This window comes from Xanthomonas sp. WHRI 6106 (genome assembly GCF_040202405.1).
Taxonomy (GTDB): Bacteria; Pseudomonadota; Gammaproteobacteria; order Xanthomonadales; family Xanthomonadaceae; genus Xanthomonas; species Xanthomonas cannabis.
Window position 1 is genome coordinate 160,739 of sequence record NZ_JBEGFC010000002.1, and the last position, 24,121, is coordinate 184,859.

Annotated in this window: 21 protein-coding genes and 1 pseudogene; 8 read left to right on the forward strand and 14 right to left on the reverse strand. The window is 64.7% G+C overall.

Features of this window, described 5'->3' with window-relative positions; genetic code table 11:
• Positions 1–30: 30 nt before the first annotated feature.
• From ABQZ09_RS04015 to mtgA, 3 genes are read right to left on the reverse strand one after another with little or no spacing between them, the layout of a single operon-like run.
• The gene (locus ABQZ09_RS04015; protein WP_039413432.1) at positions 31–459 is read right to left on the reverse strand and encodes a CBS domain-containing protein; all 429 of its coding nucleotides are present in this window, start codon (positions 457–459) and stop codon (positions 31–33) included.
• Positions 419–1,465, reverse strand: a complete 1,047-nt coding sequence (locus tag ABQZ09_RS04020; RefSeq protein ID WP_349776171.1) for a glycosyltransferase family 2 protein — start codon at positions 1,463–1,465, stop codon at positions 419–421. The genes ABQZ09_RS04015 and ABQZ09_RS04020 overlap by 41 nt, the downstream gene beginning before the upstream one ends.
• A gap of 2 nt (positions 1,466–1,467) precedes the next feature.
• Positions 1,468–2,205, reverse strand: a complete 738-nt coding sequence (gene mtgA / locus ABQZ09_RS04025; protein ID WP_184556597.1) for a monofunctional biosynthetic peptidoglycan transglycosylase — start codon at positions 2,203–2,205, stop codon at positions 1,468–1,470.
• A 75-nt stretch (positions 2,206–2,280) separates the two neighbouring features.
• Between mtgA and hslO the strand changes: the two genes are divergently transcribed.
• The 3 genes from hslO to ABQZ09_RS04040 all read left to right on the forward strand — a co-directional run bounded on the left by hslO (position 2,281) and on the right by ABQZ09_RS04040 (position 7,254).
• The gene (gene hslO, locus ABQZ09_RS04030; RefSeq protein ID WP_039413425.1) at positions 2,281–3,171 is read left to right on the forward strand and encodes an Hsp33 family molecular chaperone HslO; all 891 of its coding nucleotides are present in this window, start codon (positions 2,281–2,283) and stop codon (positions 3,169–3,171) included.
• 152 nt (positions 3,172–3,323) lie between these two features.
• On the forward strand, positions 3,324–4,160 hold the full coding sequence (locus tag ABQZ09_RS04035; protein ID WP_039413502.1) for an XOO1806 family protein: 837 nt from the start codon (positions 3,324–3,326) through the stop codon (positions 4,158–4,160).
• A 241-nt stretch (positions 4,161–4,401) separates the two neighbouring features.
• Positions 4,402–7,254 carry a TonB-dependent receptor domain-containing protein gene (locus tag ABQZ09_RS04040; protein WP_228314191.1) on the forward strand — a complete coding sequence of 951 codons (2,853 nt, stop codon included), beginning with the start codon at positions 4,402–4,404 and terminating at the stop codon, positions 7,252–7,254.
• Between the two features lie 116 nt (positions 7,255–7,370).
• Here ABQZ09_RS04040 and ABQZ09_RS04045 read toward each other — a convergent pair whose 3' ends face one another.
• Positions 7,371–7,979, reverse strand: a complete 609-nt coding sequence (locus tag ABQZ09_RS04045) for a TetR/AcrR family transcriptional regulator (protein ID WP_039413419.1) — start codon at positions 7,977–7,979, stop codon at positions 7,371–7,373.
• Between the two features lie 136 nt (positions 7,980–8,115).
• On the opposite strand from ABQZ09_RS04045, the gene ABQZ09_RS04050 reads away from it, so the two are divergent.
• Both ABQZ09_RS04050 and ABQZ09_RS04055 read left to right on the forward strand, forming a co-directional pair.
• Positions 8,116–9,039, forward strand: coding sequence for an alpha/beta fold hydrolase (locus tag ABQZ09_RS04050; RefSeq protein WP_228314192.1), 924 nt, complete (start codon positions 8,116–8,118; stop codon positions 9,037–9,039).
• Positions 9,036–11,510: an acyl-CoA dehydrogenase gene (locus tag ABQZ09_RS04055; protein ID WP_039565375.1), complete on the forward strand. Its 2,475-nt coding sequence runs from the start codon at positions 9,036–9,038 to the stop codon at positions 11,508–11,510. Before ABQZ09_RS04050 ends, ABQZ09_RS04055 begins: the two co-directional genes overlap by 4 nt.
• Positions 11,511–11,832: 322 nt before the next feature.
• Here ABQZ09_RS04055 and ABQZ09_RS04060 read toward each other — a convergent pair whose 3' ends face one another.
• Positions 11,833–12,186 carry a DUF1304 domain-containing protein gene (locus tag ABQZ09_RS04060; RefSeq protein ID WP_039565378.1) on the reverse strand — a complete coding sequence of 118 codons (354 nt, stop codon included), beginning with the start codon at positions 12,184–12,186 and terminating at the stop codon, positions 11,833–11,835.
• A gap of 399 nt (positions 12,187–12,585) precedes the next feature.
• Entirely contained in the window at positions 12,586–13,956 is a 1,371-nt protein-coding gene (locus ABQZ09_RS04065; protein ID WP_349776172.1) for an NTP/NDP exchange transporter, read from the reverse strand.
• A 331-nt stretch (positions 13,957–14,287) separates the two neighbouring features.
• Between ABQZ09_RS04065 and ABQZ09_RS04070 the strand changes: the two genes are divergently transcribed.
• The 3 genes from ABQZ09_RS04070 to ABQZ09_RS04080 all read left to right on the forward strand — a co-directional run bounded on the left by ABQZ09_RS04070 (position 14,288) and on the right by ABQZ09_RS04080 (position 17,383).
• Entirely contained in the window at positions 14,288–15,667 is a 1,380-nt protein-coding gene (locus tag ABQZ09_RS04070) for a serine hydrolase domain-containing protein (protein WP_503018449.1), read from the forward strand.
• A gap of 828 nt (positions 15,668–16,495) precedes the next feature.
• Positions 16,496–16,915 carry a hypothetical protein gene (locus ABQZ09_RS04075; RefSeq protein WP_052210071.1) on the forward strand — a complete coding sequence of 140 codons (420 nt, stop codon included), beginning with the start codon at positions 16,496–16,498 and terminating at the stop codon, positions 16,913–16,915.
• 219 nt (positions 16,916–17,134) lie between these two features.
• Positions 17,135–17,383 carry a hypothetical protein gene (locus ABQZ09_RS04080; protein WP_139052485.1) on the forward strand — a complete coding sequence of 83 codons (249 nt, stop codon included), beginning with the start codon at positions 17,135–17,137 and terminating at the stop codon, positions 17,381–17,383.
• 526 nt (positions 17,384–17,909) lie between these two features.
• Here the strand turns inward: ABQZ09_RS04080 and gcvH are convergent.
• The 8 genes and pseudogenes from gcvH to nudE form a co-directional block, all read right to left on the reverse strand.
• Positions 17,910–18,305, reverse strand: coding sequence for a glycine cleavage system protein GcvH (gene gcvH, locus ABQZ09_RS04085; RefSeq protein ID WP_039408896.1), 396 nt, complete (start codon positions 18,303–18,305; stop codon positions 17,910–17,912).
• A gap of 149 nt (positions 18,306–18,454) precedes the next feature.
• Positions 18,455–19,564 (reverse strand): glycine cleavage system aminomethyltransferase GcvT, encoded by a 1,110-nt coding sequence (gene gcvT, locus ABQZ09_RS04090; protein WP_349776173.1) that lies wholly within the window; start codon positions 19,562–19,564, stop codon positions 18,455–18,457.
• 155 nt (positions 19,565–19,719) lie between these two features.
• On the reverse strand, positions 19,720–20,154 hold the full coding sequence (locus ABQZ09_RS04095) for an NfeD family protein (RefSeq protein WP_039408890.1): 435 nt from the start codon (positions 20,152–20,154) through the stop codon (positions 19,720–19,722).
• 3 nt (positions 20,155–20,157) lie between these two features.
• The gene (locus ABQZ09_RS04100) at positions 20,158–21,123 is read right to left on the reverse strand and encodes an SPFH domain-containing protein (protein WP_166744585.1); all 966 of its coding nucleotides are present in this window, start codon (positions 21,121–21,123) and stop codon (positions 20,158–20,160) included.
• A 131-nt stretch (positions 21,124–21,254) separates the two neighbouring features.
• Positions 21,255–21,590: a YnfA family protein gene (locus tag ABQZ09_RS04105; protein WP_104579833.1), complete on the reverse strand. Its 336-nt coding sequence runs from the start codon at positions 21,588–21,590 to the stop codon at positions 21,255–21,257.
• A gap of 5 nt (positions 21,591–21,595) precedes the next feature.
• Positions 21,596–22,444: pseudogene (mazG, locus tag ABQZ09_RS04110) on the reverse strand (nucleoside triphosphate pyrophosphohydrolase); the annotation flags it as partial.
• A gap of 310 nt (positions 22,445–22,754) precedes the next feature.
• On the reverse strand, positions 22,755–23,555 hold the full coding sequence (gene cysQ, locus ABQZ09_RS04115; RefSeq protein ID WP_039408880.1) for a 3'(2'),5'-bisphosphate nucleotidase CysQ: 801 nt from the start codon (positions 23,553–23,555) through the stop codon (positions 22,755–22,757).
• On the reverse strand, positions 23,552–24,100 hold the full coding sequence (gene nudE, locus ABQZ09_RS04120; RefSeq protein ID WP_039408877.1) for an ADP compounds hydrolase NudE: 549 nt from the start codon (positions 24,098–24,100) through the stop codon (positions 23,552–23,554). The genes cysQ and nudE overlap by 4 nt, the downstream gene beginning before the upstream one ends.
• Positions 24,101–24,121 lie beyond the last annotated feature (21 nt).

Here is a 24,121-nt window from a genome sequence, read left to right on the forward strand (position 1 = left end):
AGCTGCGTTGACCGCGACAACGCAGCGAGATCAACTGGCGATATAACGCTGCAGCTGATCGATATCGCGCTGCTGGGTCTCGATCACCGCCTTGACCAGATCGCCGATCGAAACAACGCCCTGCACGCGGCCGTTTTCGACCACCGGCAGATGCCGGAAGCGCCCGTCGGTCATCAGCTGCATGCAACGCTCCACCGAGTCCGATGGCGAAACCGTCACCACCTCCGTGCTCATGATTTCGGCAACGCTGGTGGTCGATGACGACCGATCGCGCAGCACCACCTTGCGCGCGTAATCGCGCTCGGACACGATGCCGACGAGGCGCTGCCCGTCCATCACCAGCACCGCACCGATGCCTTTCTCGGCCATCAGCCGGATCGCCTCGATCACCGCGGCATCGGCCGCGACGGCGAATACCTCAACCTGCTTGGTCCCCAACAGCTGTCGTACGGTCTGCATGGCCCGCTCCGCGCTTGGTCTGGTCGTCGCAGCCTACTCCCACCGCGCCGTGGTGGGTATCGACCAGGTACAGCGGGCGCTGCTTGGCTTCGTCATACAAGCGCCCCAGGTATTCGCCGATCAATCCCAACGCAATCAGCTGGATCCCGCCCAGGAACAGGATCACCGACATCATGGTCGGCCAGCCGGCCACCGGGTCGCCCATCAGCGCCGCCTTGACCACCACCCACGCCCCGAACACAAAGGCCGCCAGGGCCGTCAGCAGCCCGAGGTAGGTGGCGGCGCGGAGCGGCACGGTGGAAAAACTGGTGATGCCGTCGAGCGCGAAATTCCACAACCGCCACACCGTGAACTTGCTGCGCCCCGACAGCCGCGGCGCGCGCCGGTACGGCAATGCCACCTGACGGAAGCCCACCCAACCGAACAGTCCCTTCATGAATCGGTGGCGTTCGCGGAGCTGCTGCAAGGCCTGCACCACACGCGGCGACAGCAAGCGGAAATCGCCGGTATCGGCTGGAATGGGCGTGCGCGACAGGCGCCGGATCACCCGGTAAAACGCGTGCGCAGCGCTGCGCTTGAGCCAGCTCTCGCCTTCGCGGAACACCCGCGTCCCGAAGATGTTGTCGTATCCGGCGCGCCATAGCGCGACGAATTCGGGGATCAATTCCGGCGGGTCCTGGCCATCGGCATCGAGCAGCACCACGGCGCCCGGCAACACATGGTCCAGACCGGCAGAGACTGCCACTTCCTTGCCGAAATTACGCGACAGCCGCACCACGCTCACCTGCGTATCGGCCTGCGCAAGCGCCTGCATGACGTCCCAGGTGCCATCGGTACTGCCGTCATCGACATACAGCACACGGGTCTGCAGGTCCTGCAGGCCCGCCAGCACGGCGCACAGCCGCGGGTGCAGCAACGGAATGCTGGCCTCTTCGTTATAGGCCGCGATCACCACCGTCAGGCGCGCGGCGGCATCCGGCGGCTGGGCTGCGTCGATGTTGCGCATGCTCACGGCGCCTGCAGATACGCAGCGCCGCCCAGCTGGCGCGCCTGACGCTGGATCCAGGCCGTGCGCCGCTGCACATAGGCACCCGGGCGGCGTGCGTCATAGCGACGGGGCGAAGGCAGCACCGCTGCCAGACGCGCCGACTCGGCGGCCGACAGGCCGGCGGCATCCTTGCCCCAGAACTGCCGCGCAGCTGCCTGTGCGCCGTAGACCCCGTCGCCAAACTCGGCCACGTTGAGGTACATCTCCAGAATGCGTTGCTTGGGCCAGAGCAGTTCGATCAGCACCGTGTACCAGGCCTCCAGCCCCTTTCTCACCCAGCTGCGGCCTTGCCACAGAAACACGTTCTTGGCGACCTGCTGGCTGATCGTGCTGGCGCCACGCACCCGCCCGCCGCGCGCGTTGTGATCGCGCGCCTTCTCGATGGCCTGCAGATCGAAACCGTGGTGGATCGGAAACTGCTGGTCTTCTGCAGCCACCACCGAAATCGGCAGGCTGGCGGCGATCTTCTCGTAGTCGCGCCATTGCTGGTGCAGCGAAAAACTCCAGTCGCCGTCCCCCCACGCCTCCAGATAGCGGCCCACCATCATGCTGCTGACCGGTGGATCCACCACCCGCAGCACCAGCACCTGCAGCACGCTGGCCGCCGCAAACAGCAGCGGTGCCGCCAGTATCCAGCGCAGCCAGCGCCTGCGCCGCCCGGGCGCGCCCTGCTTGCCATCCAATGCATCCGTCCCCATTAGTGTGCTTCGACCTTCAATCCCGATGCCTGCCGCATTATCCGGCAACCGGCGTCCCTTACGTCCGATGTCTCCATGACCGATCACGATCAGCTTTCCCGCTTCCTGCTGCCCGCCGCCGGCGTGCGCGGTGTCCACGTACGTCTGACCCAGGCCTGGCACGACATCCAGGGCGCCGCCGAGTATCCGCCGGCGGCACGCCAGCTGCTGGGCGAAGCGGCGGTGGCGTCGGCCCTGTTCACCGGCCATACCAAGGTCGACGGGCGGCTGTCGGTGCAATTGCGCGGCAACGACACCCTGCGCACCCTGTTTGCCGAATGCACCGCTGCCGGCACCTTGCGCGGCATCGTGCAGTTGGCCGATGGCGCGGATGCTCCCACCGACCTGCGCGAGCTGGGCGAGAGCGCACTGTTGGCCATCACCATCGAGAACCCCGGCCTGGACCCGCGCGAGCCGCAGCGCTACCAGAGTCTGGTCGGCCTGCAGGCCCCCGATCTGGCCGAAGCCTTCGAGACCTACTTCCAGCAGTCCGAGCAGCTGCCAACACGCCTGCTGCTGGCGGCCGGCCCGGATCAGGCTGCCGGTCTGCTGCTGCAGAAGCTGCCCGGCGACGAAGGCGACAACGATGGCTGGACCCGCATCGGCGCCCTGTTCGACACCCTCGGCGCGCCGGAATTGTTGTCGGTGGCCGGCGAAGACCTGCTGCATCGCCTGTTCCACGAAGAGGATGTCCAGCTGCTGGGCAGCAGACCGCTCAGCTTTGGCTGTTCCTGCTCACGCGAACGGGTAGCTTCGATGCTGCAATCGCTGGGCGAGGCCGAAGCGCGCGCCGCCGCTGAAGACACCGGCGAGGTAGAGGTGCGTTGCGAATTCTGCGGCCGCGAGTATCACTTTCCGTTGACCGAGCTGGACGTACTTTTCAGCGCAGCGCAGCCCTCCCAGCAGGCGCCGGAACGGTTGCAGTAGAGAGCATCGCGGGCGCGTTCGGCGAGCGTGACTACTTGTTAAATAATCATAAACACCCTAGCATCTTCCCTGCCCGCTCTCGGGAACTTAACAACTGCCCCTGGGTCTGATACTCTGGTATGCGACACCTTCTGCGCCTTCCGCTCGCTCTGCTGGTTGCCCTTGCGGCCGCCACGGGTGTGCATGCGCAGACGACGTCCCAGCAGCTCCGCGAAAGTACGATCCTGCCGGTGTGGAATAAGGGCAGCGGCAAGGTGGAAGCCTTTCTGTACCTGGAGCCCACAGGCGAGCAAAAAGCCGGCGCGCGCTGGCATTTCGGCCGTAACTCGCTGGACGCTGCGTTCGGCCTGACCTCGGGCGATTCGCTCGGCCTGCTGTGCAATAGCAGCCGTGGCACCAACATCAGCGGGCTGGCCAGCCACTGCCTGCTCGCCGGGATCGGCGACGAGGAAGAAGACAGCGCCGCTGCCGCGCGTCGCGTCTCCGGGACGTTGGGCTTCAACCGTGCCGGTGGCCGCGTCGGGGTCACTGCAGGCACCGGTCGCGACACCCTGCCCGCCTGGTTGGTCGGCGCAGGCAAGGCTCCGCTGACCCGGGTCGAACAGAACGACCTGACTGTCTTCGGCCAGAAGAACATCGGCCGCGAAGGCTTCGTTTCGATCGGCGGCACCTACGCCCGCGCCCGCCTGGTTCCGCTGGCCGACGTCTCCCCGGCGATTGCCGACCAGTGGGACAGCAAGACCCTGAGCGTGGGCGGTGGCTATGGTGCTTTCAGCGCGAACGTGATCGGCCGCGTGGTCGACGTCCCCGGCCAACCGGAAAAATGGGAAGGTCTTGGCCTGGGCCTGACCTGGCGCACCCCCTGGAGCGGCCAGCTGACCGTCGGTGCGGAGAACGTGATCTCCCGCGGCAAGAACCCCTTTGCCCCGAACAACGACAGCAACAGCGACGGCACCATCCCGTACGTCAGGTACGAACAGGACCTCTAATCTGCTGATTTAAAAGGATTTTTGAGTGCGCCACCGAGCTTCCGCCGGTGGCGTTTTGCGTTGTGGTCACCCTCCACTGCACGCGCTTTCACAGCTTTCTTCTTTTTCGTTAACGGGACTTTAATTTCCCGCACAACGCATATACCATCGGTTCACCCTGACGTTTTGGATCCGCTTCTTCGGAACCCCCGACAGGCAAACAACCCTTGGCAGTACCCAAGATCACTTGGAGAGAGAGCTAATGAATTGCAAGTCCAACAAGCTGCGCGATGCAGTTGTCCTCGCGCTTGTCGTGGGTGTGGGCGGTACCGGTACCGCCATCGCTCAAGACGCCGGCACCACCAACCTCGACAAGATCGAAGTGACTGGTTCGCGTATCAAGCGCGCAGACGTCGAAACGTCGCAGCCGGTCTTCAGCATGAGCCGTCAGCAGATCGAGTCGCAGGGCCTGACCTCGATCGGCGACGTGATCCAGAACATCAGCTCGGGCGGTTCGGCGCTCAACAGCAACGTCAACAATGGCGGCAACGGCGAAACCCGTGTCAACCTCCGCAACCTCGGCTCCAACCGCACCCTGGTGCTGGTCAACGGTCGTCGCTGGGTCGGCGGCACGGGCCTGGGCGGTGCGGTCGACCTCAACACGATTCCGACTGCTGCCGTTGAGCGCATCGAAGTCCTGAAGGACGGCGCTTCCACGATTTACGGGTCCGACGCCATCTCCGGCGTGATCAACATCATCCTGCGCCAGAACTTCGATGGCGCCGAAGCAAATGCTTATTACGGCCAGTACGACAAGGGCGACGGCAGCCGTGAGTCCTACGACTTCACGATCGGCTCCACTGGCGATCGCTGGCACGCCACGTTGGGCGTTGGCTACGTCAAGGAAGAGCCGGTGTGGGCGGGCGATCGCGAAATCTCGTCGGTCCCGGTGTTCGGCGCAGTTCGAGGCACAGGTAATAGCACCACGATCCCGGGTGGACGTTTTGGTATTTTCGGCCCGACTGGCCCAGACCCCACCACCGGCGCCCCTACATTCGGTGCGACACGTTTCAACGGAACGCCTGGGTTCTCCATCACCAATGACGGTGGGACGACCTCACGCAACTACACGGCTGCCGACAGCTACAACTTTGCACCGGCCAATTATTTGGTGACCCCGCAGGAACGCAAGTCGGTGTTTGCCGACGCCGGCCTGTCGATCACCGACAACGTGCGCTTCAAGACCACCGTGACCTACAACGAGCGCGAGTCGAGCCAGATCCTCGCACCGATGCCGGTCGTGCTGGGCCGTTCCGCGCCGGGCACCAATGGTGCTGACATCGTCATTTCGGCGGCTAACATCTATAACAACACCGGCCGCGATATCGATTACATCCAGTACCGCGCAGATGAAACGGGTGGTCGTATCTTCACCCAGAACGTCAAGACGTTCGGTTTCAGTGGCGCATTTGAAGGCGACTTCGAAGTTGGCCAACGCTTCTTCAGCTGGGAAGCCGGTATGTTCTACGGCAAGAACGACCAGACCGACCGCACTACCGGACTGTTCAATATCTCTGCGCTGCGCAATGCACTTGGCCCGTCGTTCGTCGATGCAGGTGGCGTCGCACGCTGCGGCACCGCCGCGAGCACCATTGATGGCTGTGTCCCGATGGACATGCTGAGCGGCCCCGGCTCGTTGACCCCTGAAATGTTGAGCTATGCCGGATTCAATGCGCATGACCTATATGGCTATGAGCAGAAGACCTACTTCGGCAACATCGGCGGCGAACTGTTCGATCTGCAGGGAGGCGCGTTTGCATTCTCCTTGGGCGCTGAACACCGCGAGGAGTCGGGCTTTGATGATCCGGACGCGCTGATCAACTCCGGCGACACCACCGGCAATGCGCGTACCGCCACCAACGGCGGCTACAAGCTGGACGAAGCCTACCTCGAACTCGCCGTGCCGCTGCTGGCCGACCTGCCGGGCGCACAGTTGCTCGATTTCAGCCTGGCAACGCGCTATTCGGATTACAGCAACTTCGGTGACACCACCAACAGCAAGTTTGGTTTCCGCTGGAAGCCGATCACCGACTTGATGATCCGTGGTAACTGGTCGCAAGGCTTCCGCGCCCCGTCGATCAATGAGCTGTTCCAGGGCGTGAGCGATACCTTCGAAGATGTACGCGATCCTTGCGCGGGCTCCTTCAGCGATGGCTCCGTCAATGGCACCCGCCCGGGCTCGTGCGGCGCAGTGCCGGCGTACGCTCAGGCCAACCCGCAGGTACGTACTGCCACCGGCGGCAACCCGAACCTGCAGCCGGAAACGTCCACGTCCAAGACCTTGGGCTTCGTCTATAGCCCAGGTTGGGTGACCGGCCTGGACGTCTCGCTCGACTGGTGGAACATCGAGATCGAAGATGCCATCGACGTGCAGACCGTGCAGGAGACCCTGGACAGCTGCTACTTGGCCGGCATCGCGAACGCCTGCTCGCTGATCCAGCGCGAGCCGACTGGCGAAGTCTCCAACCTGCTTGCAGTGCCCAACAACATCGCCAGGATCGAAGCCGAAGGTTACGACCTGACCGTGGGCTATCGCCTGCCTGATACCGCATGGGGCAGCTTCAGCGTGGTGTGGGACTCGACCTACATGAGCAAGTTCGTGGTTGAAAAGCCGCTGCAGGATCCGGAAACCCGCGTTGGTCTGTACCGTGGCGGTTCGGCACGTGACAACAATTGGCGTATTCGCTCCAACCTGATGCTGAACTGGGAATTGGGCGATGTCGGCGGCTCGGCATCCATGCGCTATTACAGCTCGCAGGTCGAAAACTGCACCGGCGCCAATGTCGCGACTCCGGCCAACGTTGCACTGCTGTGCTCGGATCCGAATCGTAGAACTGATGCTGGCGCTGCTCCGCGTAACCACGTCCCAAGCGTCACTTACACCGACCTGGCCGCTTACTGGAAGGCTCCGTGGAATGCCCGTGTTACCGTCGGCGTGAACAACGCTTTCGACCGCGATCCGCCGCAGGCCGCAACAGCGTTTGCAAATAGCTTCGACTCGCAGTACGAAATCCCGGGCCGTTTCTATTACATGCGCTACACCCAGAAGTTCTGATAAGCAGCTTGCGTCATCTGTAATCAAAAAGCCGCGACTCGAAAGAGTCGCGGCTTTTTTGTGACTGTCGGCTTGAGTCGCTTGGACGCGTTCTGGTGATATGCCCGCCGAACCCTCTACCCCGGAATCAACGTCTGAATCACATGCTCGACGTAGGATTCGAATTCTTCGCGTGCCTGTTTGGGTTGTTGCAACTGCAGCGATAGTTGCAGGAAGCCGACGTAGGCGGCGTAGGCAAGGCGGGCGCGGTGTTGGGCGTCGGTGCGGGACAGGCCGGCCTGGCGGAACGAGGCGATCAGATAATCGAGGCGGCGCTGCGAGACGCGGTCGATGACCGGGCGCACGGCCGGGTGATCGAGCGCCTTGAGCAGTTCGCTGTAGATGACATGCGGTTTAACTTCGTGCGCGACCAATTGAAACAACGCGCGCAGGCGGGCGCTGGGGTCGGGCACGTCTTCCAGGCTGCCGAACACTTCTTTTTGTTCGAAGATTTCCCAACGCTCCAGGGCAGCCTGCAGCAGGGCGTCACGCGAGGGGAAATGCCAGTAGAAGCTGCCTTTGGTGACGCCGAGACGGCGTGCCAACGGCTCCACCGCAACTGCGCCCACGCCTTGTTCGGCGATCAGGTCTAGCGCAGCCTGCGCCCAATCGTCCGCGCTGAGGCGGTTGCCGCGACCGGAACTGGCGCGGGGCGTGGTGGGGCTGGCGTCGGTAATGTCGTTCATGGCGCGATTTAACCATACGCCTGGGTCAGTTGCAGTATGCATCACAAAAACGCCACACAACCGCCACGATTCAACGGCTTAACAGTCCATACCAAGGAGTATTGACAGAGAACAGGCGGCATCCATACCATTAGGTATGGTCACCGTCCCCTCTACGCTTGCACACCCTGCGCCCTTGTCGCCTGTCAGCGTTGGCGACGCAGCGTTGGCAGTGTCGGTGCAAGGCGCTGAATACCGGCAGACGGTATTGCTCGCGCATGGGTTCGGACAGACCCGGCATGCATGGGAGGCGACCGCAGCAGCGCTGGCGCACGCCGGCTACCGTGCGCTGTCGTACGACGCACGCGGGCATGGCGATTCGAGCTTCAATGACGCGGCCCTGCCCTACTCCGCCACCCAGTTCACCGACGACCTGATCGTGTTGGCGGGTGAGCAACCCGAACCGCCGGTATTGGTGGCTGCCTCCATGGGTGGCCTGTTCGGCCTGCTTGCGGAGGCACGCTGGCCGGGCCTGTTCCGGGCGATTGTGTTGGTGGATATCACCCCGCGCTGGGACACCACCGGCGTGGAGCGCATTCTGCGCTTCATGACCGCGCATCCGGACGGGTTTGCCTCGCTCGATGCCGCTGCCGATGCCATCGCCACGTACCTGCCGCATCGCCCGCGCAAGACGGCAAGCCAGCTGCAGGGCCTGCTGCGCCAACGCGACGATGGCCGTTGGCAGTGGCACTGGGACCCACGCCTGGTCGACGAATTGGCGGGGCAGGATCCACAGCTGCAGCAACAGGCCTTGCTGGAAGCCGCCGCACAGGTGCGGTGCCCGATGCTGCTGATCAGCGGCGGGCGCAGCGATCTGGTGACGCCGGCCAACATCACCGAATTCTTGTCGATTGCGCCGCACGCGCAGCATGTGCAACTGGCCGATGCCACGCACATGCTGGCCGGCGACGACAACACCACGTTTACCGCCACCGTGTTGCATTATCTGGACGCACTGCCCTCGGTTGGCACCATTGCAGCGTCCAACATCACCGAGCATGTCACTGGAGCAAGACCATGAGCATCGTTGCACCGTTCCTCCTCGTCATCCTGGCGGCGGGTATCGCTGCCTATCACCGCATGCGCCTTGCCACCTGGGTTGCGATCAGCGCCTGCGTGCTGGTGGGGTGCTGGTTGCTGGGTGCCAATCTCACCGCGACCATCGTCGCCGCCGCGCTGGTGGTGCTGGTGGCCGCTCCGGTGCTGTTGCCCTTCCTGCGCAAGCCGCTGCTGACCACGCCGTTGATGGCGTTCTTCCGCAAGGTGCTGCCGCCGCTGTCGCAGACCGAGCGCATCGCGCTGGAAACCGGCTCGGTGGGTTTCGAAGGCGAGCTGTTCACCGGTGATCCGGATTGGCAGAAGCTGCTCAACTATCCCAAGCCGCAGCTCACCGCCGAAGAGCAGGCCTTCCTGGATGGCCCGGTGGAAGAGCTGTGCAAGATGGTCAACGACTGGGAGATCACCCACGTCCACGCCGACCTACCGCCGGAGCTGTGGGACTTCATCAAGAAGAACAAGTTCTTCGGCATGATCATCCCCAAGCAATACGGTGGCCTGGGCTTCAGTGCGCTGGCGCACCACAAGGTGATCCAGAAGCTGTCCTCGATCTCCAGCGTGGTGAGTTCCACCGTCGGCGTGCCCAACTCGCTCGGGCCGGGCGAGCTGCTGCTGCATTACGGCACGCCGGAGCAGAAGGACTATTACCTTCCGCGGCTGGCGGTCGGTGCGGAAGTGCCGTGCTTCGGACTGACCGGCCCGTTCGCCGGCTCCGATGCCACCTCGATTCCGGATTACGGCATCGTGTGCAAGGGCGAGTGGAATGGCGCCAACGTGCTCGGCGTCAAGCTCACCTTCGACAAGCGCTACATCACCCTGGCGCCGGTCGCCTCGCTGATCGGTCTGGCGTTCCGCGCCTATGATCCGGAAGGCCTGATCGGCGACAAGAAGGACATCGGCATCACGCTGGCACTGCTGCCGCGCGAAACGCCCGGGGTGGAAATCGGCCGTCGCCACTTCCCGCTCAACTCGCCGTTCCAGAACGGCCCGATCCACGGCGAAGAAGTGTTCATTCCGCTCAGCCAGTTGATTGGCGGCGTGGAGATGGTCGGCAAGGGCTGGAACATGCTCAATGAGTGCCTGGCGGTGGGCCGTTCGATCACCCTGCCCTCTACCGCCAGCGGCGGCAGCAAGGCTGCGGCCGTGGTCACCGGTGCGTATGCGCGCATCCGCAAGCAGTTCGGCCTGTCGGTCGGTCGTTTCGAAGGCGTGGAAGAGGCGCTGGCGCGTATCGGCGGCAAGGCGTACGCGATCAGTGCGTTGTCGCAGGCGACCGCCGCGGCGGTGGATCGCGGCGATGTGCCCTCGGTGCCGTCGGCGATCGCCAAGTATCACTGCACCACCATGGGCCGCGAAGTGGTCAGCGACATGATGGACGTGATCGGCGGCAAGGGCATCATCCTGGGGCCGCGCAACTTCGCTGGCCGTGCCTGGCAGGCTGCGCCGATCGGCGTGACCGTGGAAGGCGCCAACATCATGACCCGCAGCCTGCTGATCTTCGGCCAGGGTGCGATCCTGTGCCATCCGTGGGTGATGAAGGAAATGCAGGCGGCGCAGGATCCGGACACGCGTCGTGGCCTGGAAGCCTTCGACCAGAGCCTGTTTGGCCACATCCGCTTCGGTATTTCCAATGCGGTGCGTTCGTTCTGGTTTGGCATCACCGGTGCGCGTATCGGCGCGGCGCCGGGCGATGCCTACACCCGCCGCTTCTTCCGCAAGCTGGACCGTTACTCGGCCAATCTGGCATTGATGGCCGACGTGTCGATGCTGATGCTGGGCGGCAAGTTGAAGTTCAAGGAGTCCTTGTCCGGCCGCCTGGGCGATGTGCTGAGCCACATCTACCTGACCAGTGCGATGCTCAAGCGCTATCACGACGAGGGCGCGCCGGCCACCGACCAGCCGCTGCTGGCCTGGGCCTTCCACGACAGCGTGCACAAGATCGAAACCGCCTTGTCTGCGGCGCTGCGTAACTTCCCGATCCGCCCGGTGGGCTGGTTGATGTGGGTGTTGATCTTCCCGCTGGGCCGTCGTGCCGAGGCGCCGGGTGACCGTCTGGGCCACCGCGTCGCGTCGATCCTGATGGCGCCGAACGAGGCGCGCGACCGTCTGGCGCAGGGCGTGTTCCTGACCCCGTGCGCCAACAACCCGGGCGGCCGCATCGCCAGCTACCTGACCAAGGCAGTGATGGCCGAGCCGGTGGAGCGCAAGTTCCTCAAGGCGCTCAAGACCAAGGGTATCGAGGCGCTGGACTTCACCGCGCAGCTCGACGAAGCAGTGGCCGAGGGGGTGATCACCCTGGAAGAGCGCAAGTTGCTGGAAGAATTGCGCGAGATCATGATGGACACGATCACCGTCGACGACTTTGATCCGCATGAGTTGCGTGCGGCCAGCTTCTACGACAAGCCGCAGATGCAGCAGCCGCGCGAAGCGGCATAACAGCACGGCCAGGTGATGCGGGCAACGGCGGGCTTCTGGCCCGCCGTTGTCGTTTGCAGGGCGGCGCGCTACGCGCCGGCTGCAGCCGTGGGCCGCAAGTGGTCAAGTTTCTGGCCATTCGAAACACAGAGGCGGGCTTGCCCCACGATGAGGCATTGTTGCCACACGCCTAAGCGAGGCCGCTGGTAACACGCTGTCCCGGTCAGACCCGCTCCTACGGGAGACGACCCGCCGCCAAAAATGCCAGTGTGGGAGATCGCTGGTCATGCCTGATCGCGGTCAGGCTCGCGCCTGCACGAGGCGACTGGCTCCCGAACATGCCTCAGTGCGGCAGCCACACCAGGCACAGTGCGATCAACGCAGGCAGGGCCTGCACGAAAAAAATGCGGCGATTGACGCTGTAGGCACCATAGCAACCCGCCACGATCACGCAGGCCAGGAAGAAGCTCAGTACATCGGTGCGTGCCGCCAGTGCCCCCCAGAGCAGACCGGCGGCCAGAAAGCCGTTGTAGAGCCCCTGGTTGGCCGCCAGTACGCGTGTGGCCCGGGCATTCTCCAACGTGTTGCGGAAGGTCTTCAGGCCCAGTGGGTGCGTCCACAGCGCCATCTCCAGCACCAGGATGTAGACATGCAGCAAGCCGACAAGGACACCGGCAACGATCGCGAGCAGGGACATGGCGAAAAGATCTGATGGACGTGCGGCAAGCATAGCCGCGATGGCGTTGCGGCTGTCTGGCAAGACGCCAGATGCCTGGTGACCGGATGGCGTCACCAGCTCGGCAAACCCGCGCGTAATGACCAGGTTGCCTGGGCCATCGATCGATCACCGTGGGCGCAGGCCTGCAGCCGCTAAGAAGCGGCGCGGGCGGCACTCCGAGCTAGCCCCCGAAGCATGATCGGCGCCCGCGCGTTGTCAGTCGTTTGCCCCCGGCAGCACGGCCTGTGGGTCAAGGCATGGAGACGGCAGGCGGCACGTCGATTGCCCCATCAACCGCACAGCCTCAGCGCCCGGTCGATGGCACCCTGACCGGAGCCGACAGACGCAACGACACGCACCCGCACGACCCGATACTGGTCAGCCCTGCGATTCCGCCACGCGCTCACCCGCCCCGCCATCGCGCTCTGCCGGCAGCTTGCGTGCCTCACGCAGCAGCCCGAACGCGCCCAGCGTCATGCCGGCGGCGGCCAGCAGGCCGACGACGAAGACGGCGCTCGAGCCCAGGGCCGACACCAGCTTGTGGATCCAGACAAAGCTCAGGTCGCCGCCGCGGTAGACCACAGTATCGATTGCCGCGCCGGCCTTGTAGCGCCATTCGCGATGCACGCGCGTGTAGAGCGTTTCACGCGCAGGCTTGGCCAACGCAAACTCGCTGGAGCGGGTGATCACCTGCACGATCGCGATCATCATCGGCAGCGGCGACGCGGCGAGCACCGCATAGCCCAGGGTGATGGCGACTCCGGGAATCAGCAGCGCCGGCGCAATGCCGAAGCGCGACAGCAGCGCGCGGGTTACCAGTAATTGCAGCACCAGCGTAAGCGCATTGACGGCCAGGTCGATGCCGGCGTAATACGCGGTGCTCGCTGCCGCATCCGTGTACAGGCGCCGCACCAGGGCAGCCTGCTCGTTGTACAGCAAGGTACCGACGCCCACGCCGAACAAGGTCATCAGCGCCAGCCAGCGCAGCAGCGGCTCGCGTACGATCAACTTGAGCCCGCCAAAGACATCGCCGCCCATCGGCACTTCGCCGGAATCGAGCCGAAGCTCCTGTTCGCGCGCCACCGCCCACAGCCGCAGGCGCAGCACGCAGACCACGCAGACCGACAGGAAGCCGGCCGACACCAGCATCAGATGCGCGATGCCGATGCGCTCGACCAGGGTGCGCGTCAGGATCGGCCCGAGAAACGCACCCAGCGTGCCGGCCGCGCCGATGTAACCGTAGTAGCTGCGCGCCTCGGCATTGCTGAAGACATCGGCCATGAAGCTCCAGAACACCGCCACCGCAAACAGGTTGAACACGGTCACCCAGAGGAAAAACGCCATGCCGCGCCCGGGCACGTCACTGTTGAACAGCACGTAGAACAGCAACAGCGTGGCGATGAAGAAGCCGTACACCGTCGGCAGGAACACCCGACGCGGGAACCGGCTGACCAACGCGCCGTAGATTGGCTGCAGCAACAACATGATCAGGAAGGTGCAGGTAAACAACACCTGCAGGGCCAGATCCTTGAGCGGCATGCCGTGCGCGGCGAAGAAAGCAATCATGCCGGCCGGGAAGATCGCCTGCAGGTCCGCCGAGGCGCCCATCGCCTCGCGCACCGGGCGCAGCACGTAATACCCGCTGAGCAGGCAGAAGAAATACAGGAACGACCAGGCCAGCGGCGGCGAGTTGCGCAGCGCTGCGCCCAGACGGCCAACCGCAGAGCGCGGCGCAGACGGAGCGGTCATGGTGTCAGCGCCTGCGCGAACGAACCCGACAGCAAGACCATGGTGGCGGTGGTACCCGACTAGAAGTAGCGCGCACGTTAGCCGATGCCGCGCTGCACCACCAGCGGCGCTGGCCGTCCGCGGCCATGCCCGTGGATGACTCGTGCGGCACGTGGCTTGCAACCTTCAACTCAGCGGCCACTGCCGATCGCCAACGCTCTGCGATCGGCTCGATTTCTGAACCCAAATCGTCAATAGGATCAATATGATGCCCATTCATCTTCCGGCAGTTTGTGCTATTGCGAAGCGCGGCGCTAGAATCGCCGGAGGCAGTGGATCAGGCGGGAAAACCATGACAGTAATGCGCAGGCACCGACGGTTCCGTCCGTTGGCCATCGGGCTGCTCGGGGCGTTATTGCCTCTGGCCCTTTCTTCCACGGCACAGACGCCTGCGCCCACCGCCTCGACCCTGCAGCCGGCAACCGTGGTGCAGTCGCCCACTGCCCCGCTCCCGTATCGCGCTTCGCTGCCCGCCAGCAAGGTGTTGGCGCCGGCCGCCGGCTTCGATGTGGCGGCCTTCGAATCGATGGCCGACCAGCTGACCTACGGCAATCGCTTGCCGGGCATGGCAATGGCCATCGTGCAGGGCGGCAAGGTGCTCAGCGCGCGCGGTTACGGCGTCACCGACGTCAATCATCCGCAGCCGGTCGATGCGCACACCGTGTTCCGTCTTGCCTCCCTGTCCAAGGCCTTTGCCGGCACCATGACCGGCCTGCTGGTCAACGACGGCGTGTTGCGCTGGGACAGCAAGGTGGTCGACTACGTGCCCGGGTTCCAGCTCAGCGACACCCTCGCGACCCGTCAGCTGACGGTGGCCGACGTGCTCAGCCATCGCGTCGGCCTGACCCGCAATGCCTACGACCGCGATATCGAATCCAACGTCGATTACTACTCGCTCAGCCACAAGCTGGCGACCGCACCGCTGCGCTGCGCGCCGGGCGATTGCTACGCCTATCAGAACGTGGCCTTCAGCCTGGTCGGCGATGTGGTGTTCGCCGCGTCGGGCAGCTTCTACGAGCAATCGGTGGAGCGGCGCATCTTCAAGCCGCTGGGCATGAACGATGCCAGCATGGGCCTGGCCGGCATCCAGGCCAGCCCGCGCTGGGCGCGGCCGCACGTACGCAGCCGCAACGGCTGGGTGTCGCTGACGCCCAAGCCCACCTACTACCGGCTGGCGCCTGCCGCCGGCGTCAACGCCAGCGCCAGCGACATGGCGCAGTGGCTGCTCGCGCACACCGGCCATCGCACCGACGTGCTGCCGGCGCCCCTGCTGGCCACCTTGCATGCACCGCTGATCTCCACGCCGGGCGAAATGCGCTCGGGCTGGCGTCACGAGCGCGTGGATGCAGCCAGCTATGCGCTGGGCTGGCGTGTGTTCGACTACGCGGGCCATCAGGTGGTGTTCCATGCCGGTGCGGTGCAGGGCTATCGCGGACTGGTGGCGCTGTTGCCCGAGCGCGACCTTGGCATCGCCATCATGTGGAACGGCGAAAGCGGCCTGCCCTCCGGCATGCTGCCCACCATCCTCGATCGCGCACTCGGTCTGCCGGCCAAGCGTTGGCTGGATATCGATGTGGACGGCGATTTCGGCAGCGAGAACATGCTGGCCGAGAAGCCAGACCCGGCCGGCAAGGGCACCTCGTCCGGCAAGTCGGTGGCATCGCCGCGCTGAGCCGCCTACCGCGCCGGCACTGCATTCCTGCTGCGGTAGCGCGCTGCAGACTCAGACACAGGCGGCTTCGGCCGCCTGCGTTGTTTCTGGCTGTTGCCGCGCCACGCCTGGTTGCACGCTGAGCCCGAGGGCGCCTTGAGAAGGCTGGCCGATGTCGATCTGCATGGTCGGGATCGCGGGCGTGGACTCCCTTCGAACGTTGACCGCAGCGCCGTCGCTTTACTCCGGGCAGTCAATGCACGCACAAGCGTTCCGCGCGATGGATGTTGCGAGACCGCGGTGCTGCCGTCGAGAACGATGCACTGGATCCGTCCACATGTCGGATCGGACGTGCGTGCTCAGTTGAATCCAAGAACCTCGACGCTGGCCACGCTGGGCCTTTGCTTGCTGCTTCGCGCGCACCGGCCGTCTTGCGCAGCGAATGTCGAGAGAGAGCACCTGGCAGCCGCAAACGACGAACCCTGCCCGCCTGCCGCTCCGGCTTGCGTGCCGGCTAAGACCGAGGGACTCACGCTCGCAGATGTCGTGACTGCCGGAAGAGCTATGGCTGCACGGTGCTGCAAAGCCTCCCTGCCGGCGCAAACCAACGCAAGGCTCGCCCGCACCACGCCTGCCCTGCCCTGCACCACCACCGCATGACCGACCGTCGTGCCGACTACGGTCGCTGCGCGATCACGGCCTCGCGCCCGGCCCGGACGGCCGTGCAATAAAAAAGCTCCCTCCCCGCTGGGCGTCGGGGAGAGAGCTCGATGTTTACGGCGATCGGGTGTTGCAGATCAGATCAGCGGTGCCGGGGTGGCGGGCAGCGCGACCGGAGCGGCCTTCTTCTTGCGAGCGGCCGGCTTCTTCTTGGCGACCTTCTTCACTGCAGGCTTCTTGGTAGCGGACTTCTTGGTGGCGGACTTCTTGGTCGCCTTCTTCGCTACGGCCTTTTTCGCAGTCTTCTTGGCGGTCTTTTTGACGGCCTTCTTGGCGGCAGTCTTCTTGGTCGCCTTCTTTGCGGTCTTCTTCACTGCCTTCTTGGCGGCAGTCTTCTTGGTTGCCTTCTTGGCAGTCTTCTTCACTGCCTTCTTGGCGGTTGCCTTCTTCGCAGTCTTCTTGACGGCCTTCTTGGCGGCGGTCTTCTTCACTGCCTTCTTGGCGGTTGCCTTCTTCGCGACCTTCTTGGTCGCCTTCTTGGCGGCGGTCTTCTTCACTGCCTTCTTGGCGGTGGGTTTCTTTTTTGCAGCTTTTTTAATGGCCATGTAATTGGCTCCTCGTCAGTGAACTATGGAGATGAAACGCCCAGTTGAACCAAACCCCGCGCCGGCATGCCGTCGTCGGGAACCGTCCGCAGATGATGCGCGACGGGACGGATACAGAAACACCCGCATCGAACGGCGACGCGGGTGCGTGATCGAAACGACAACTGCTTTTCTGGAGAGAAGCGGACCCGACTCCACCAGTGATCGTGCTTCGGTGGACGTCTTGAACAAGCGTGTCGGCTTGATGTCGATTCTGCTCACTCTCTTTCGCAGCAATGTCTGCTGGGCGAAACCTAATCACGCTTTTTTTTACTGTCAACACTCTTTTGCAATTTTTTTTCAGTTCGCCATCGCCATGCCTGGCATCGACGTCCGACAAGCGCACCACGTTGGCGGCACGGCGCACCGCCAACGTGCGCACCGCCGCGCCATAGCCATCAAAAAAAGCACTTCTTTTCTGCTGTTTTTCTAAATCGCTGCAACGACGCGTGTCGTGCGCCGCCCCGATGCCACGACAGTGCGCTGCACGTCGCGGCAGTGTTCGCCGCCTGTCCGCCAGCTGAAAATTTTTTGCCCGGCGACTCCACTTCTGGTGTCGCGCATGCCCAAATGCGCAAACTTATTGCGTCGTTTGATCGCCGCATGCGTGTCGTTGCACGTTGGTCGCCACATGCAGCGCGCGCTGACTCGGTTGGTCGACGCGCGTTGCCACGGGCAACTTTTCACCAGGCGCACGCCAGACCCTCACGGGTGACTCACGTCAGAAATCCGACGCGCGTGTTCGCCGGTGTTCGCATCGGATTGCCGCGCCATGGATGCCGCCATCCGACGTGGTCGCGTTGCCGTCGGCGCTTGATGCACATGGCCGATCGAGCACACGCACAGGCGACTATCCAAGCGCCCCCCCCGGTCATGCTCGCGCATCGGCCTCTCCCGCATCGCGCAAAAAAAATGGCCGCTCCAGGAGCGGCCATCGGAGTGCAGCAGGCGAGATCGCCTCAGTGATCGTCGTCTTCGAGCAGCTCGGCATAGTCGTCGGGCGACAACAGTTCGTTGAGCTGGTCCTTGTCGTCGAGTTCGACGACGAAGATCCAGCCTTCGCCATAGGCGTCTTCGTTGATGGTTTCCGGCTTGTCGCCCAGCGCGCTGTTGACCTCGACCACGGTCCCGCTGACCGGGCTGTAGACATCGGACGCCGCCTTGACCGACTCGACGACCGCGGCGCCGTTGCCGGCCTGCACGGTGTCGCCAACGCTCGGCAGTTCGACGTAGACCAGATCGCCCAGCAAGCCCTGTGCGTGATCGGAGATACCGACGGTCACGCGGCCGTTGCTCTCAACGCGGGCCCACTCGTGGGATTTGAGGAACTTGAGGTCGCCAGGAATCTCGCTCATGGGTGTGCTCCGGGAATGTTGGGTCAGGGAATGGGGTCGGGACAGGTGGTTAGTTTAGACCGCGCGACAAGACAGGTGCACGCGCGGCGGTATGGCTGGGTTGCATGCGATTGCATGATGCCGGCCAGCGACGGCCGACATCGTCCGGCTCAGTCGCCCAGGACGCCGGGCTGCGCCTGGCCGTCGCGCACGAACGGGAACTTCACTGCGCGCAACGGCACCTGCTTACCACGGATGTCCACGCGCAGCTGGTCGATGCTGCCGGCCGGCACGCGTGCAAAGGCAATCGCCTTGCCCAGCGTCGGCGAGAACGTGCCCGACAGGATTTCGCCCTGACCGGCAGCGGTGAGCACGGTCTGGCCGTGCCGCAGCACGCCCTTCTCATCCATCACCACGCCGATCATCTGGCGCGGCGCACCGTGCGCCTTCTGCGATTCGAGCACGGCACGGCCGATGAAGTCGCGGCATTCGTCGAGCGTGATGGTCCATGCCAGTGCAGCCTCATACGGAGTAACCGCGTCGTCCATGTCCTGGCCATACAGGTTCATGCCAGCCTCCAGCCGCAGGGTGTCACGTGCTCCCAGGCCGGCCGGCCTGACGCCCTGCGCGAGCAGCGCATTCCAGAACGTCACTGCAGCATCCTGCGGCAGCACGATCTCGAAACCGTCTTCGCCGGTGTATCCGGTGCGTGCCAGGAACAGTTCGATGCCATCGCGCGATCGGGTCTGCAGTGCGGCAAAACGGCTGAGCTTGCTCGCCGCGGCGGTGTCGGCAGGATCAAGCAGGTCGATGACCTTGGCGCGGGCGTTGGGGCCTTGCACCGCGATCATCGCGAAGTCGCCGCGCTCTTCCACGCGCACCTCGAAGCGGGCCGCCTGCTCGCCGATCCACTGCAGGTCCTTCTCGCGGGTGGCGGCGTTGACCACCAGGCGGAAGAAGTCTTCGCGCATGTAATAGACGATGAGGTCGTCGATCACTCCGCCCTGCGGATTGAGCATGCAGGTGTACAGCGCCTTGCCGGCGACCTTGAGCTTGTCCACCGAGTTGGCCAGCAGGTAGCGCAGGAATTCACGCACGCGTGCACCGTGCAGGTCGACCACGGTCATGTGGCTGACGTCGAACATGCCGGCGTCGCGACGCACCTGATGGTGCTCGTCCAGCTGCGAGCCGTAATGGATCGGCATGTCCCAACCGCCGAAATCGACCATCTTGGCGCCGAGCGCACGATGGGTGTCGTTGAGGATGGTCTTCTGGGTCATGAGCGCCGGTCCAAGGGAAAGACGCCCATTATCGCTGCCCGGCCGCACTTGCGGGCAAGCCGTGCATACGCACAGCCGGAATCCAGGGCGCGCACGCCTGACACTGCCACCCCGCACTGCAGCATCCGGAGCAGCACGCGACATCTGCACACGAATCAGCCGGCCGCTTCCACCAACAAGGTCATGCCATCCACACCGACGATACGCACCGGTGCGCCGGCCGGCAGTTCCGGACCGCTGACCACCCAGAACGCGTCGTCGACCTTGGCGCGACCGCGGCCATCGTGGATGGGCTGATCGAGCAGCACGCGACGGCCGATCAATTGCTCGGCGCGCCGGTTGAGCAAGGGCCGATCGCTCTGCCGCCCCTTGCCGCGAAACCAGCTGCGATAGACCTGCACCGACACGAAGCTGAGCAGCACGAACGCCACGATCTGCACCAGCAGCGACATGCCCGGCATTGCGAGCACCAGCAGGCACACTGCTGCCGCGGCGATACCCATCCACAACAGGAATGCACCCGGCACCAAGGTCTCGGCGGCGATCAACAGCAGCGCAAGCACCGCCCATACCACCACGTCCCAACGCATGGCTCAGACTCCCGCGCGCGGCGGCATCGGCGGCACGCGTACGCCGGGGGTATCGGGCTTGGCCAGCGCTTCCTTCGCAAGGTCGGCGATGCCGGCGATCGAGCCGATGATGCCGCTGGATTCCATCGGCATCAGCACGAACTTCTGGTTGGGTGCGGTGGCCAGCGCCTTGAACGCCTCCACATATTTCTGTGCAACAAAGTAATTGATCGCCTGCACGCTACCGTTGGCGATCGCATCGGACACCACCTGGGTGGCGCGGGCTTCGGCCTCGGCCAGCCGCTCGCGTGCTTCGGCATCGCGGAAGGCGGCTTCCTTGCGGCCTTCGGCTTCGAGCACGGCCGCCTGCTTCTCGCCGTCGGCGCGCAGGATTTCCGATTGCCGCGAGCCTTCGGCTTCGAGAATCTGTGCGCGCTTTTCGCGCTCGGCCTTCATCTGCCGCGCCATCGAATCGATCAGGTCGCGCGGCGGCTGGATATCGCGGATCTCGATACGAGTGACCTTGATGCCCCAAGGATTGGTGGCCTGGTCAACGACGCTCAACAACTGGGCATTGATGGTTTCGCGCTGGCTCAGCGATTCGTCCAGGTCCATCGAACCGATGACGGTACGGATATTGGTCTGCACCAGCGCGATCGAGGCGATTTCCAGGTTGGAGACTTCATAGGCGGCCTTGGCCGCATCCAGCACCTGGAAGAACACCACCCCGTCCACGCGCACCACGGCGTTGTCCTTGGTGATGACGTCCTGGCTGGGCACATCCAGCACCTGTTCCATCATGTTGATCTTGCGGCCCACGCCGTAGACCACCGGCACCAGGAAGTGCAGCCCGGGACTCATGGTGTGGGTGTAGCGGCCGAAGCGCTCCACCGTCCACTGGAATCCCTGCGGCACCATGCGCACGGTCTTGAACAACACGATGACGCCGGCAACCAGAACGGCGATGGCCAGAAACGAAGTTGGAAACATGTGCAGCCCCTTTGCAGTGACGAGTCGGTCCTGCGCGAAGTATGCACCCGCTGCACACACCACACTGGCGGCAACGGACAAGGCTACGCGGCGCCACGTCGGCCGGCGTGCGCGACCAGCGCCTACCCGGCTCAGGCGTTGCGTGGCGCGAACATGATGACCGCCATGCCCAGCAGGCAGCAGCCGGCACCGAGCAGGTCCCAGCGCGTGGGCGTGATGCGGTCCACCCACCACAACCACAGCAGCGCACTGGCGATGTAGACCCCGCCATAGGCTGCGTAGGTACGCCCGCTGGCAGTGGGATGCAGGCTCAACAGCCACACGAACAGCGCAAGGCTCAGTGCGGTGGGCAGCAGCAACCACGCACTGCCGCTCTTGCGCAGCCATAGATAAGGAAGGTAGCAGCCCACCAGCTCGGCCACGGCGGTGGCGACGAACAGCAGCAGCGTGCCCAGCGCGGAGTTCATCGGCGTGCCACAGAGTCGGAATCGGACATGGGGGCTGCAGCCGCTTCGCCCCGCTTGACCTGTTGCCACAATGCTTCCTGCGCGCCCAGCGGCAGCGCATCCAGTCCGGTGCCCTGCGCATGCGCCAGCGCTTCCATTGCGCGGAAGCGGCGTTCGAACTTCAGGTTGGCGTGCCGAAGTGCCGCGCCCACGTCCACCTTGGCATGCCGCGCGAGGTTGGCGCAGACGAACAGCACGTCGCCGAGTTCGTCTTCCAGACGCGCCTGATTGTCGGCCACCGGGCCACGCGCGAATTCCACGCGCAACTCGTCGAGTTCTTCCTGCAATTTATCCAGCACCGGCGCCGGGCCCGGCCAGTCGAAGCCGACCCGCGCCGCGCGCGACTGCAGCTTGGTGGAGCGCTGCCACTCCGGCAGACCGCGCGCGATGCCGGCCAGCGCCGACTCGTCCTGATGCCCGGCGACGCGGCGCTCCTGGCGCTTGATCTGTTCCCAGTTGGCGCTCACCGCCTGGGCGTCGTCGGCCGCCTGCGCTGCGAAGACGTGCGGGTGGCGACGCACCAGCTTGTCGCTGAGCGTGGCGACCACCTCGGCAAACCCGAACGCGCCCTGTTCGGACGCCATCTGCGCATGGAACACCACCTGCAGCAGCAGGTCGCCCAGCTCGTCGCACAATCCCGACAGGTCGTTGCGATCGATCGCGTCGGCCACTTCGTAGGCTTCTTCGATGGTGTACGGGGCGATGCTGGCAAAGGTCTGCTCCACATCCCAGGGACAGCCGTGCTCGCGATCGCGCAGGCGTGCCATCAGCTGCAGCAGGCGTTGGATGTCGCCGGTGGGCGGAGTCTGGGACATGGTGTCTTCCTGAAAACGGTGGGCAGGCGCACAGCGCCGCCGCGATGCTCCATGCGCAATGCGGCGGCAGTGTGGCGATCGCGCATGCGTGCAGCGGATGAACCTCCGGCGCGCAAGGCTGCCGCAGTGTACCTGTCGGCCGATACGGAGCTGGCGGATACCGCAATGCGAGGGCAGCATCGCAGGCACGCAGCACAAACGCGATACGGGCCGCACCCGAGTGCTCGGCGTGCGTGTGGGGCGTGCCACGACGGGCACGCATGCGTTAACAGACCGGCACACCGACGCTGCCGGCCTTCGCCGGGCACGCTTACGCCAGCCAATCGCGCCAGGGCAGATTGGGATCGCCCATCGCGATGAAGTCGCCATTGAGCAGCGTGTCGCGACGGTTGTAGCGGAACGGTTTGCCGGAGCCGCCCGCCAGCAGCACGCCACCGGCGGCGTGCAGCACGCACTGGCCGGCCGCCGTGTCCCACTCGGAGGTGGGGCCGAAGCGCGGATAGACATCCAGGTCGCCTTCGGCGATGCGGCAGAACTTCAACGACGACCCTTGCGCGACCACGTCGATCTCGCCCATGCGCTCCAGCGCGGCGGCGGTGCGCGCATCGCGATGCGAGCGGCTGGCCGCCACCCGCAATGGCGTGGCGGCCGGGGTGCGGGTCTGCAGCATCTCGTCGCGATCGCCGTCGCGGCGGTAGGCATTCTCGCCGCGCGCGGCGTACCAGACCCGGCCATCGACCGGCGCCTGGACCACGCCGAGCACCGGCGCGCCCATGTGGATGAGTGCGATGTTGACGCTGAACTCGCCGTTGCGTTTGACGAACTCACGCGTGCCGTCGAGCGGATCGACCAACCAATAGCTGGTCCAGTACTGCCGTGTTTCCCAGGCGACATGCGCGGACTCTTCCGAGAGCACCGGCACGTCGGGTGTGACCCGGCGCAGGCCGTCGACGATGACGCGGTTGGCAGCCAGGTCAGCCTGGGTCAGCGGGCTGGCATCGTCCTTGATCTCGACTGCGAAGTCCTGCGCGTACACCTGCATGATGGCCTCGCCGGCCTCACGGGCGATGGCGATCACGGTTTCGCGCAATTCCATCGGGATGCGGATCACCGGTTGCGCTCCAGCCACTCGCGCGCGATGAACAATGCCGCCAGCGAGCGCCCCTCCGAGAAATCCTCGCGCAGCATCAACTCGTCCAGACGCGCCAGAGGCCAGGGCACGACTTCCATCTCTTCCGGTTCGTCACCCACCAGGCGCTCCGGGTAGAGATCGCGCGCCAGCACCAGCCAGGATTGGTGACTCATATAAGTAGGCGCAAGCGTCATCGCGCGCAGCACCTGGACCTGGCGCGCGCCATAGCCGGCTTCTTCCTTGAGCTCGCGGTCGGCGGCCTGCTCCGGGGTCTCGCCGGCATCGATGCGCCCCTTGACCAGGCCCAGCTCGTAGCGATGCACACCGGCCGCGTATTCGCGCACCAGCAGCACCGTCGTCTCGTCGAGCATCGGCACCACCACGACCGCGCCATGACCCTGGCTGAGTTGGCGCTCGTACAGGCGGCGTTGCCCGTTGGAAAACTCCAGATCCAGCTGCTGGCGACGGAACGGCCCGTCCCCCAGATCGGTGATCTTGTGGATGGTCGGCAGACGCGGGCTCATGCGTGGCACGCGGCCGCGGAG